This window comes from Bacillus sp. JJ1566 (assembly GCF_036962685.1).
GTDB lineage: Bacteria > Bacillota > Bacilli > Bacillales > Bacillaceae_L > Ferdinandcohnia.
This window is the reverse complement of sequence record NZ_JBALOP010000044.1, coordinates 32,987-45,274: the sequence shown is the minus strand read 5'-3', so window position 1 is coordinate 45,274 and position 12,288 is coordinate 32,987. Positions and strand designations below refer to the sequence as shown.

The following is a 12,288-nucleotide window of genomic DNA, read 5'->3' as shown; positions in this document are numbered from 1 at the left end:
GATGAAAGAACTGAGGAAGTGGATGGGAGCAAGCCTATACATCATGAGAAATTATTCGAATGACAATACAGCTAGACGTTATATCGCAAATGTTGGTATCTTTGGTACTTCTATCGTTTATTTGAGGAACCCGTATATTATTGGTTGGTGGTCGGCTGCTTTTCCTGGTTTCGGTCATTTGCTTTTAGACAAATATCATAGGGGATATCTACTAATCATTTGGGAAGTTATAGTTAACATAAATTCAAACATAAATCTTGCCATGATCCATTCGTTTCAAGGAAATATCGAGTTGGCAAAGAATATTTTGGACACAAGGTGGTTACTCATGTATATCCCTGTATACATATTTAGCATTTGGGATAGTTACCTTACAGCAATTGATCTTAACAAAATATATATTTTAGCTGACCATGAGAATCATCGTTTTAACACGTTTTATGTGGGTGATTTAGGTATGAACTACTTAGATAAAAGAAATCCTGCTCTAGCTTTTTTATGGTCGCTTTTTATGCCGGGGCTTGGGCACCTCTATAATCATAAGACAATTTTAGCCTTCTTTATCATCTTTTGTTGTGTTATCTTTTTTTACTTTTCTCATACTCTAGAAGCTATATCTCTGTTATTTTCAGGAAAAATAGACGAAGCCACAGCCGTTTTAGATCCAGAGTGGTTCATTTTCTTACCATCGGTTTTGGGGTTTGCAAGCTATGCGTCCTATATAAATGCGGTTGAAAATAATAAGCTTTATGAACGGGAACAACGTCAATATTTAAGGGAAAATTACCAGTCAAGCCAATTTCAAATACTAAAGGGACATAAAGTGAAGTGATCATGAATGCAGGTATTTGCTACATTTGATAGCAATGATTATGTGGAAATAGCCATTACGGTAATCGAAAAAAAAGGGATAAACAGCGAAAATATTTTTGCGGTTCCGCTTGATAATCGAACTGAAGATGTCAAGCTATTTGATACCCTGCATCGTTCAGATGGAACCACCCTTATTGATATAGGCATGGCACTTGCCACGGCATTTTCTGTAATCGGAGCAAGCATCGGATTTAAACTATCATGGGGACCCATTTATTGGGGATTAATTGGCGCTGCAATTGGATTTATAATAGGATTCGCGATTAGGCTATATGTGGAGCTAGTCTATAAAAAGAAAAAAAAATCCCAAAAAGGTAAATACGCTGAAATCATCCTCATCGTTGATTGTGAAGAATCCCAGGCAGCGCTTGTGGAGAGTATCTTATGGGAACACTTTGCACTTGGCGTCGCAAAAATAGGTATGAATTCATACTAGTTACCCAAAAACACAAATAAACCTGCTCTTTGGAAGAAAGGATTTATCGTTAAAAGGCTAAGCCAAGTGTAAGAAGGCTGAAGCTTTTTTTATTTGAGGCCAAATTTAGAGAATGTTAATACTTTCTAGGGTTGTAGGAATTCCAAATTTGCAGTTTGTGCTTTATACTTGGTTAGTATGTTGTAAAATAGGATAGAAATGAACTATGCCTATATCTTTAATAACAAAAAAATGAAACGTGAAAAACTGACAGTTCAATATAGATAGGTAGATTTAAAGAGGAGGAACGCAATTGGCAGTAACGAAACCAGAAACGATGATTGTTGAAATAAAAAGTTTAGATGAAAAGGGGGCAGGACGGGCAAATGTATGGCGCGAGAATGAGCACGGTAATAAAAAGAAGCTAAAGCTCACAATTCCACAAACTTTGATTGGTGAGGAAGTTCGTGTGACTGTTGACCAACCGGACCGCAAACGAAGAAAAGTACAGGCGGATGAAATCTTAACATCAAATGAACAAAGACTTGCTCCACCTTGTCCACATTTTGAAAAATGTGGTGGCTGTGTATGGCAGCATTGGGACTACCAAGGACAGCTTCAGTACAAAACGGATTATGTGAAGCGACAAGTTGAATCACAAGGCTTCAATCCTTACCTTGTTCAAGAGACCATTGGCATGGACGAGCCTTGGCATTACCGTAATAAAATGGAATTTACTTTCTCACCTGAAGGTTCACTTGGTTTACATGAACAAGGGAATTTCCGAAAAATCATTTCACTTGAAACATGTCTGATCGCAGGTAAAAAAATGGTGGAAGGTGCGATGGAGGTAGCTCAGTGGGCGAAGGACCATCAGTTATCAGGTTATAATAAAGATCAGCATGAAGGACTTCTTCGCCATCTTATGGTGAGACAATCGTTTGTTACTGGTGAAATCATGCTTGCCCTTTTTGCAACCGAAGCACCAGAAGGGAACCTTCAAGAAGCTGCCGATGATTTAGTAAAACGCATCGAAGCAAAATTCCCAGAGGTAAAAAGCTTATTATGGCTAGAAAATACAGACTGGGCTGACCGCACTCAATCCGAAAAAACACATTTATTAGCGGGTCGCGACTTTATTTACGATGAAATGGATGGGTATCGTTTCCGTGTATGGTTTGATACATTCTTCCAAACAAACCCAACCCAAGCTCAAAAATTAGTCGACCTTGCGATAGAAATGGGCGAGCCAAAGAAAACAGAAAAAATGATTGATCTTTTCTGTGGCGTTGGAACATTCTCTCTCCCATTCGCAAGCCGCGTTGAAAAGCTAGCGGGAATTGAAATCGTTGAAAGCTCAATTGAATCTGCAAAGAGAAATGCAAGTGACAATGGTTTATCAAACACATATTTCTTAGCAAAGGACGCAAGAAAAGGAATTGATGAGGTACTTGAGAGCTTTGGAAGACCCGAGCTACTTTTACTTGACCCTCCACGCTCAGGAGCTGGCGGCAAAGTTATGAGAAGAATCGGCCGTTCACAGCCAGAAAGAATCGTCTATGTTTCTTGTAATCCAGAAACCTTCGCAACCGATATTAAAGAACTCGAACCATTTGGATATACATTAAAAGCTGTGCAACCAGTGGACCTATTCCCACATACCGTTCATGTAGAAGCTGTTGCACTCCTTGTGAGAGAAGATTAAATAAGTGCCTACTCCCAGTAGTTTTACTGGGGGAGGCATTTTTTAATATAAAAATATGAAGGACAATTCAAGTGAGAATTTGGTTTGAAAAGTCCTTCATCGGGGTTATGAAGGACAACTCGAACAAGATTTTGCACCAGAAAGTTCTTCATCAAGGTTATGAAGAACATTTCGCTCAAATTTTTACAGGATAATGCTCTTCATCATTGATTCTTTTATTCTGAGCTACAGGTACTTTTTTGGTGAAAGCGAACAATTACATAAAAATTATCGGATTTTTAAAAAATGAATACGTTTTCTCTTTACAATGTGACAATTTGAGTATATATTAATTTATGACAAACTTGTGTACAAGTATACAACAGTAAGAGAAAGGAAGATATGAATACTTTTTTACTAGTTTTGTTGGATATTAAAAGTAAGTGAGTTGATTGTGATGGAATTTCCTTCTATAGCTTTAAAAGGGACTTCTCTTGGAGAAATGATATCAAGTGAATTACGTTTGAAAATAATAAACAAAAGTATTACTCCTGGCACTGTATTGTCTGAAAATTCAATTGCTGAAGAATTTGGAACTAGCAGATCCCCAGTACGAGAGGCCCTCAAAACTTTATCAAATGAAGGTTTGATTCGCTTAGAGCGCATGGGTGCAGTGGTCTTAGGGTTGTCCCGAAAGGATATAGAAGAATTGTACGATGTGCGATATATAATTGAAACATTTGTCATCGAACGACTTTCAAAAATGGAGCATCAGGAAATCATTAAAAAACTAAATAAAATTCTTGATGAGATGATAATCGCTGCCAAGTACAATCATTATATTGAATTTACAATCCAGGATTTAAAATTCCATGAGCTAATGATTGAGGCCGCAAATCATAAAAGAATGCTTCATTTATGGAACAATATTCGAGACATTGTATTCACTGCATTGCTCGTTGCTACAAAAAAGAGATTCCTTGAAAACTCGAATGAGATTGACCCATTGATTGAGAAACATCGGTTTTTAATTGATTCAATCGTATCAAAAGATCTGGAATTTATAAAAAGAGTTGTTCATGACCATTTCGAAGATACGCGTGAAACTGTAACGAATACGATATTTTACTAGTTTCGATTATACGATATTTTTTTAATTACAACTTGTCGACAAGTATACCAGTGCACACCGATGTATGCGACACCATTCTTCAATCGAAATGTAAGGGCTTTATTAGATTTTTAGGGAGGTAATATTAAATGAGAAAACTGAATGTTGGTAAAAATGCAATTATATTTCTTATCTTTACAATGCTCGCAATCCTGCTTTCCGGTTGCTCAGAAGTTGCTAGCAGTGACAAAGGAATCTTGGTTAAGGTAGGTACAACTCTTTCACCTTCCAGTCCAGTCAATGTGGCATTAAAAGAAGTATTTGAACCGGAAATTGAAAAACGAACAAATGGTAGATACAACGTAGAAATTTATGATTCTGGACAGCTTGGTGGAGAAAAACAATTATATGACTTTACTCGTAGTGGAATTGTTGAAATGACTGCAATCGGAACCGTAATGTGGAGTGAGGTTCCAATGATGGCGACTCCGGACTTTCCTTTTGTATTTAAAGATGTTGCACATGCAAGGAGAGCTTATCAAGGAGAAGTAGGAGAATATATTGCAAAGAATTTTGAAGAGCAGGAACCAATTAAGTTCCTAGCATGGAATCCAAACGGTGCGCGTGTGTTTAGTTCAAGCTTTCCAATCGAATCTCCAGAAGATTTAAAGGGTCAAAAAGTGAGAATGCCAAACAATCCAATCCATGTGAAATTAGCGGAATCTTTAGGTGCAAACGTTGTTATTATGGACCTTGGTGAAGTATTTACAGCCCTAGAACAAGGTGTAGTTGATGGACAGGATAATCCAATGTCTACATTCAGACAAGAAGGCTGGTTTGAGGTACAGGACTACATTTATGAAACAAACCACATGGTTTCTTCGAATGAGCTAATGATGAGTAAAGAATTTTGGGATACCTTGTCAGAAGAGGACCAAAAAATATTTCAAGAAGTTGCCTTAGAAACCTCAAACAGAACATGGGATATCTATGAAAATAGTATAGAAGATGATCGAAAATTCCTAGAAGAACAAGGAATTGTGGTAGAGACTCCATCTGAAGAGGAGAGACAGAAGCTTATTAAAGCTGCTCAACCAGTATATGAAATGTTATACGAGAAATATGACTGGGCTGAAGATATGATTAATCGGATTCGTTCAATAGAGTAGAAAATGTAAACGCATCCTAATTGTTTTGAAAATCATTTTTATGGAGGGTAAAGACATGTCAAAGTTTAATGACAGGCTATTTAAAGGGATTGATTACCTACTCGGCATTATGCTTGCTTTAATTGTACTATTTGTCTTTTTAAATGTCGTCTTACGTACAGTTTTCAATTCAGGTTTAACCTGGTCCGAAGAAATTGCAAGATATCTATTCATTTATATTACGTATATTGGTGCAATCGGTGCAATGAGATCGAATGTCCATTTAGGAATGGACTCTGTCATGCATAAATTACCACAGGGCATCAAGCGTGCAACTTATATCTTTGCACAGAGTATTATCATCATTGTAATGATCATGCTAACTCACGGAGCATATACAATGACTCTACAAAGTGTGGAGGCAAGGGCAGCTGCAACTGGAATCCCACTTTCTATCATCTATGGGGTTGGAATGCTGACTGGAATCTGTATTGCTATTATTTGTATTTCAAACATCATCAAGGTCATTAAAGAACCTGAATCAATTAACAAACTCGTAACCTTACATGAATCAGATGAAGATGATATTTTAGAAAACTTGAAAAATGATGATGAAGACATTAAGAAAAAGTAGCCAAGGGAGGCCGAACAAATGACAATGGTAATCTTTTTAGTCGCATTATTAGGAGCAATGGCAATCGGTATCCCAATCGCATTTGCTTTATTACTTAGCGGCGTATTTATGATGTTTTATTTAGGAGATTTTGATACTCAAATCCTAGCGCAAAATTTAATGGTCGGTTCAGATAGCTTTGCATTGATGGCAATTCCGTTCTTTATTTTGTGTGGTGACTTAATGAACCGTGGTGGTTTAACAAAACGAATCATTGTTGCTGCAACATCATTAGTTGGGCACATTCGTGGTGGATTAGGTTATGTTGCAATTTTAGCTATTGTACTTTTTGCTAGTTTAGTTGGTTCAGCTGTTGCTTCAACTGCTGCACTTGGTGCTATCTTGATTCCAATGATGGCAAAAGCTGGCTACAACCGCGAGCGTTCAACTGCATTGATCGCAGCTGGTAACATCGTTTCACCTATTATGCCTCCATCTGTTCCGATGATTTTATTCGGTGTTACAGCTGGTGTATCCATATCCAAGCTTTTTATCGCGGGTATCGCACCTGCCATCTATATCTCAATTGCACTATGTATCGTCTGGGCAATTGTTGCGAGAAAAGATAAAGTGGAAAAACTTCCACGTGCAAGCTTTAAACAAATGGTAAAATCCTGTGTTGATGCAATCTGGGCAATTTTAATGCCAATCGGTATCTTAACTGGACTTCGTGGTGGATTCTTTACTCCGACAGAAGCTGGGGTAATCGCAGTTGTGTATGCACTATTTATTGGTGTCTTTGTTTATCGTGAATTAAAACCAAAAGACATTTTTGAGAGCTTAATAAGTTCTGCTAAAACATCAAGTGTTATCATGTTTTTAGCTGCAGCAGCAATGGTCTCTGCATGGTTGATGACAATTGGAAACATTCCGGAAACAGTAACGAATATTTTAAGTCCATTAGTTGATAATCCGCTATTACTTTTAATTGTGATTAATATTATTGTAATCCTAGTTGGTATGGCAATGGATGTTAACCCAACAATTCTGATCTTAACACCAGTATTGATGCCTGTTATTAATGCTGCAGGTATTGACCCTGTATACTTTGGACTATTATTTATCATTAACAATGTTATTGGTTTATTAACACCACCAGTAGGAACTGTTCTAAACGTTGCCGCAGGTGCCGGAAAAATTGGAATTGGACCACTCGTCAAGGCCATTATGCCGTTTCTCATTGTTGAAATTGCATTGTTATTCCTGTTCATCTTTATACCGGAACTAGTAACAGTACCAGTAGAGTGGTTCTCGGGTGAATAATAAAAATATGGTATTCTAGTATACTATTAATGGTACGTAGAAAATACATCAGGGGGAATTGACATGAAGGCCGTAGTAATAAATAAACCATTTGAAGTTGAGATTAAAGAAGTTCCAAAACCAGTAATCGAAGATGAACATGATGTCATCATCAAAGTTGTTTCCGGTGGGATTTGTGGTTCAGATGTAGGTATTTTTAATGGCACAAACTCATTGGCTACGTATCCACGCATTATTGGTCATGAATTTGCTGGTATTATTGAAGAGGTTGGGGCAAGCGTGACGAACGTAAAAGTTGGTGATCTTGTAGCAGTAGACAATGTAAATAGCTGTGGACATTGCTATGCATGCAGAACGGGTCATCACAATGTGTGTGAAACTGTTGAAGTAACTGGTGTACATCGCGATGGTGGTTTTGCAGAATATGTAAAAACGACTGAAAAAAATGCTTATAAATTAGATGAAGCAAAAATTGATAGAGAAAGTGCGGCATTAGTTGAACCTTATTCAATTGGTGTTGAAGCGAATGAACGTGGTCGCACAACAACTGGAGATAAAGTGTTGGTTATGGGTTCTGGTCCAATCGGTATTGCGGTAATGCAAGTGGCAAAATCCCGTGGGGCACGCGTTTTAATGACGGATATTGTGGATAAACGACTAGAACGTGCAAAGGATATGGGTGCAGATCGAGTTGTGAATGTTTTGAATGAAAGCTTGGCAGAAGCATTGCAAGAGTTCACTGAGGGTGACGGAGCACATGTAATCATTGACTCTGTATGTTCTCCACAAAGCCTTGAGGAAGCATTAGAGCTCGTTGCTCCATCCGGTCGAATTGTGACACTTGGAACAGGTAATAAGCCTTCTTCAGTACCTCAGGTTGCATTTACGAAAAAAGGAATCGATGTTGTAGGTTCTAGATTAAATAATTATCGTTTCCCACATGTCATCGAACTGTTTGAAAATGGTGCTGTCCAACCTGAGAAAATGAAAACACATACCTTCCATTTTACAGAAATCGGTGAAGCTTTTGAGTTCTTGAAAAACAACCAAGCGGAAGTATGTAAAATTGTATTAAAGTTCTAAGTTGATAAACTGAAGACTATTTAGATTGCCTTCCGGGTGTGAACCGGAAGGCTTTTTCATTTGACCTCTTATAATTTTCTCGAAAGTAATAAATACTACAAGTATTACCATGAATCACCCATTGGAGGTAACTATGGCTAAAAAACAGGGGTTATTAAAGAATGGAAACAAATCGTCTTTGATTGCTGCAATTGTAAATACGATTATTGCGATTATTAAAGGAGTTGCGTATTTCTTCACAGGGAATGTCGCTATGTTTGCAGAAACGATGCATTCTTTAGGGGATGCGGCCAATCAATTTTTCGTGTTTATCGGAAGTGCTTTAAGTAAAAAAATGCCGACCGAGAACTATCCGAATGGTTTTGGCCGACTTGTAAATTTGGTTTTACTTGGAGCTGTTCTTATTGTTGGAATCATGAGTTATGAAACAATCAAAGAGGGATATCATCATATTAAGCACCCGACCGAATCAACCGGGATTGTCATTAATCTGTCTGTATTGGGTTTGGCCGCCATCTTGGAGTCATACGTTCTTTTTAAGGCAATGAAAGAAGTTCTTCATGAAGCACATGTAGAAGCAAAGGGATTTGCAATCGTAGGTAAAAGCTTTGGTAGTTTAGGGAGGGCGACACCCGCAACTAAGCTTGTGTTTATGGAGGATTTAGTCGCAACTCTTGGCGGACTTATTGCCATTATTGGTATTTTACTCTCTTATTATGGCGGTTGGCATGCTGCAGAAGGAATAGCTTCTATTATTATTGGTCTCATGATGTTTTATGTGGTAGGTAAAGTGTTCTTAGACAATGCAAAAGGGGTACTTGGTGAAGCAGATGAAGAATTAGAAAATAAAATTGCTGAAATTATTACTTCACATCCAGAAATAAAGGATATTCGAACATTGTTTGCGATGAAGGAAGGGGAGGATTTTCACATTGAAATGAAACTGGAAATTGATCCAAATATATCGGTTAAAGAAGCATTTCAAATAAAAGATCGAATTGAGGAAAAAATCCAAGGGATAAAAGGTGTGACCGATGTCATCATTGAATTCGTGGAAGATGACGGGGTGAAGTCTTGGTCACAAGGACTTGTAACTGAATAAAACGATTAAGAAGTTTCAAATAATCAAAAAGGGCAATCTACCATGATGGTAAATTGCTCTTTTTTAGTACAAATGATAACAAAAATTGCTAAAATTTTGTAGAATTTATGATATTATTATCATAATCGTAGTGAAATTGTCGTTTTATATACTGTGGAAGACTAGGAGAGTAATATGATAGGATTTACGCAAATAAAAGGCAAATTGAATAGCGATATAATCCTATTGGCTGCTCTAATGGGACTAGTGCTATTGGCCTCTCATTTCAAATTATCGCTTTTATATGGAATTACATTCACTTTTGCAAGTATATTTCTATTTTTAATACTTCGCATATTTGGCTATACCATTGCGATTGTAACTGGGTTAATCGCAATCTTCTTTACTATCATGTTTTCAAACATTCCATATTATACAATCATTAGCTTAGTGGAAATTATTTTTGTAGGTGCGTTTTTTCTGCGAGGCCGAAAAGCAAAAATGTTTTTCGTGGATGTGTTTTTTTGGTTCTTTATCGGAATTGCGGTTTTATTTTTTATCGGCCGTGAATCTTTGTCAGGCACTGCCCTTTATTTTCTAATATGCAAGGATATTGCGAACGGACTTTTCAATGTATTAGTTGCCGACGTGTTATTGGCATATTTTCCTTTTTATAAATTGGTTAAAAATAACCGAATCAATAAAAATAATGTGTCAATTCATCAGTTTTTATCGCAAATCACCATTTTCACCATACTTGTACCGTTTTTTATAAGTGTCATTATAAATGCATTTAATACGTTTGATGTCATTAAAAATGATTTAGGTATCGTGGGCGAAACGAGAGTTAATCGGATCGAAAATGAATTTCTTCAATTGGAAAATGGCAACAGCAATATTAATGTGAAACAAATTGAGGATATTATTTGGCGAAATAAGAATAGAGAGAGCGATATTATCATATTTGATCATGCAGATCATGTTATTGCATCGACAGCCTTGGCGGATTTTGAGGCTACAGGATATGATATTCGTGAAATTTCACCAAGGCTGTATGAGGCTCTACCAGTTGCTAACAAGGATATTCAGCCGATTACTAGATGGATGGATGCATTTTATTTTTATACGAGGGATACGGATTCATTTCGAATCATGCTTCAATTCCCTATTGCTCAATATCAACAACAGCTCTTTAATACTTCGCTTGATCAGCTAAAATACTTACTGATTCTTGCAGTGTCAGCTATTCTTTTTGTTATGGTTATTAGCCGTATTCTTACGAACAACTTAAGGCAGCTTACATTTATCACCACTGGTTTACCACAAAAGCTGCGGAACATGGAAAATATTGAATGGCCTCAAAGCACGATTTCAGAGCTCCGTGTGCTAAGTAAAAACCTAAAGAGAATGGCAGATAAGCTGAAGGAGCTTTTCAAAGAAAGTGTTGAAATGAACCTAATTTTAAGAGAGCAAACGGTGAAGCTGAAGGAATCTGAGGACAAGCTTCATAAGCTGGCCTTTTATGATAGCTTGACCTATTTACCTAATCGTTATTTTTTCCAAAACTATGTTAGAGAGCTAATCCGGAATAATTTCGATAATAAGATTGCAATTATTTTCATTGACCTAAATCAATTCAAGCAAATCAATGATACATTAGGGCACGAAGCAGGAGATATGCTCCTTCAAGCAACCGGGAACAAGCTGAAGAATCTACAAGCGGATAACAGACAGGTATTCAGACTTGGTGGGGATGAATTTGTGGTTGTGCACTCGGTTGAAAGTAGAGAAGAGGTTACTAAAACTTTAGACAAGATTGTCAATGAATTTTCATCCTATTTTACAATAGCTGGCCAAAATCATTACATTACAGCAAGCATTGGAGTAAGCATGTACCCTGAGGATGGCGAAGACTTAGATACATTAGTAAAATATGCAGATATCGCGATGTATATTTCCAAGGAAAAAGGCGGCAACACCTTCCAGTTTTTCGATGAATCCATGAAAAATAAATTCCAGCAACGGTTAACGATTGAAAATTCCTTGCGCACGGCAGTAAATAAGGAAGGGTTTGAACAGTTTTATCAGCCTAAAACGTTTGCGGGGAAAATTACAGGTTTTGAAGCCCTACTACGTTGGAATGATCCTGTTTTGGGGACTGTTTCTCCTGGGGTGTTTATTGAAGTGGCTGAGGAAATCGGTCTAATCTCACAAATTGACGAATGGTCCCTTGTTCAAGCATGTAGGCAGAATAAACAATGGCAGCTTGAAAATCTTCTATATGTTCCGGTTTCTGTAAATTTATCGGCAAAGCATTTCCAACAAGATTATCTTGTTAGCATGGTCAAGAAGGCTTTGGAGACTTCCGGATTAGATCCAAAATATTTAAAGCTTGAAATTACAGAAAGTGTGTTTATTTCAGACCAACAGCATGTTGCTGAGCGAATTCGAAAGCTGAAAGAGCTGGGTGTTCAAATCTCAATTGATGATTTTGGTAAAGGTTACTCCTCTCTGTATCAACTTTTGAAGCTTCCAATCGATGAAATAAAAATTGATAGAAAGTTTATCAGTAATATTGATAAAAATAATAAGAAAGCCATACTGGTCAAGGCTGTTTTTGATATTGCACACGGGCTTCAACTGAATGTTGTTGCAGAAGGTGTAGAGACTTGGGAAGAGTACGGGATGCTTGTGGATATGGGCTGCGATGAAATTCAAGGCTATTTATTCAGTCGTCCGATTAACAAAGACGATATGATTGAATTTATTCATAATGAGAAGTCAAAGAAGTTTGAAACAACAAAAGAGGATTAAATGAACTGGAAAAGGAGGCTCCGTTTTGGGAGCCTCCTTCTTTCATGTCTAAACGGCTCTCTGGTCTAAGCCAATCGCTTTGGAAGGTAAAGTGCACCTTCTGTCAGCGCTCGTCTTATGCATGACTTGCACAGGACAAGAAA

Annotated in this window: 10 protein-coding genes; all 10 read left to right on the top strand. The window is 37.3% G+C overall.

Annotated features, from left to right (window positions below; genetic code table 11):
• Positions 1-43 precede the first annotated feature (43 nt).
• The 10 genes from V7112_RS17035 (at position 44) to V7112_RS16990 (ending at position 12,145) form a co-directional block, all read left to right on the top strand.
• Positions 44-832, top strand: a complete 789-nt coding sequence (locus V7112_RS17035; protein ID WP_335421968.1) for a hypothetical protein — start codon at positions 44-46, stop codon at positions 830-832.
• A gap of 6 nt (positions 833-838) precedes the next feature.
• Positions 839-1,309, top strand: a complete 471-nt coding sequence (locus V7112_RS17030; protein ID WP_335421966.1) for a hypothetical protein — start codon at positions 839-841, stop codon at positions 1,307-1,309.
• A gap of 316 nt (positions 1,310-1,625) precedes the next feature.
• On the top strand, positions 1,626-2,993 hold the full coding sequence (gene rlmD, locus V7112_RS17025) for a 23S rRNA (uracil(1939)-C(5))-methyltransferase RlmD (RefSeq protein ID WP_438823907.1): 1,368 nt from the start codon (positions 1,626-1,628) through the stop codon (positions 2,991-2,993).
• A 436-nt stretch (positions 2,994-3,429) separates the two neighbouring features.
• Entirely contained in the window at positions 3,430-4,104 is a 675-nt protein-coding gene (locus V7112_RS17020) for a GntR family transcriptional regulator (RefSeq protein ID WP_335421963.1), read from the top strand.
• A 128-nt stretch (positions 4,105-4,232) separates the two neighbouring features.
• Positions 4,233-5,252 carry a TRAP transporter substrate-binding protein gene (locus V7112_RS17015; protein ID WP_335421961.1) on the top strand — a complete coding sequence of 340 codons (1,020 nt, stop codon included), beginning with the start codon at positions 4,233-4,235 and terminating at the stop codon, positions 5,250-5,252.
• A 55-nt stretch (positions 5,253-5,307) separates the two neighbouring features.
• Positions 5,308-5,865 carry a TRAP transporter small permease gene (locus V7112_RS17010; RefSeq protein WP_335421959.1) on the top strand — a complete coding sequence of 186 codons (558 nt, stop codon included), beginning with the start codon at positions 5,308-5,310 and terminating at the stop codon, positions 5,863-5,865.
• 18 nt (positions 5,866-5,883) lie between these two features.
• On the top strand, positions 5,884-7,167 hold the full coding sequence (locus V7112_RS17005; RefSeq protein WP_335421958.1) for a TRAP transporter large permease: 1,284 nt from the start codon (positions 5,884-5,886) through the stop codon (positions 7,165-7,167).
• 63 nt (positions 7,168-7,230) lie between these two features.
• A complete protein-coding gene (locus tag V7112_RS17000; protein WP_335421956.1) occupies positions 7,231-8,250 on the top strand; it encodes a zinc-binding alcohol dehydrogenase family protein in 1,020 nt (339 codons plus the stop codon).
• 133 nt (positions 8,251-8,383) lie between these two features.
• Entirely contained in the window at positions 8,384-9,352 is a 969-nt protein-coding gene (locus V7112_RS16995) for a cation diffusion facilitator family transporter (protein WP_335421955.1), read from the top strand.
• Positions 9,353-9,526: 174 nt separating this feature from the next.
• Entirely contained in the window at positions 9,527-12,145 is a 2,619-nt protein-coding gene (locus V7112_RS16990) for an EAL domain-containing protein (protein ID WP_335421953.1), read from the top strand.
• The last annotated feature ends 143 nt before the right edge of the window (positions 12,146-12,288 follow it).

What these genes read in the sequence shown, in the direction of transcription:
- V7112_RS17010 (WP_335421959.1), top strand. Translation starts at nt 5,308, where the DNA reads ATGTCAAAGTTTAATGACAGGCTATTTAAAGGGATTGATTACCTACTC.
- V7112_RS16990 (WP_335421953.1), top strand. Translation starts at nt 9,527, where the DNA reads ATGATAGGATTTACGCAAATAAAAGGCAAATTGAATAGCGATATAATC.
- V7112_RS17000 (WP_335421956.1), top strand. Translation starts at nt 7,231, where the DNA reads ATGAAGGCCGTAGTAATAAATAAACCATTTGAAGTTGAGATTAAAGAA.
- rlmD (WP_438823907.1), top strand. Translation starts at nt 1,626, where the DNA reads ATGATTGTTGAAATAAAAAGTTTAGATGAAAAGGGGGCAGGACGGGCA.
- V7112_RS17015 (WP_335421961.1), top strand. Translation starts at nt 4,233, where the DNA reads ATGAGAAAACTGAATGTTGGTAAAAATGCAATTATATTTCTTATCTTT.
- V7112_RS17030 (WP_335421966.1), top strand. Translation starts at nt 839, where the DNA reads ATGCAGGTATTTGCTACATTTGATAGCAATGATTATGTGGAAATAGCC.
- V7112_RS17020 (WP_335421963.1), top strand. Translation starts at nt 3,430, where the DNA reads ATGGAATTTCCTTCTATAGCTTTAAAAGGGACTTCTCTTGGAGAAATG.
- V7112_RS17005 (WP_335421958.1), top strand. Translation starts at nt 5,884, where the DNA reads ATGACAATGGTAATCTTTTTAGTCGCATTATTAGGAGCAATGGCAATC.
- V7112_RS16995 (WP_335421955.1), top strand. Translation starts at nt 8,384, where the DNA reads ATGGCTAAAAAACAGGGGTTATTAAAGAATGGAAACAAATCGTCTTTG.
- V7112_RS17035 (WP_335421968.1), top strand. Translation starts at nt 44, where the DNA reads ATGAGAAATTATTCGAATGACAATACAGCTAGACGTTATATCGCAAAT.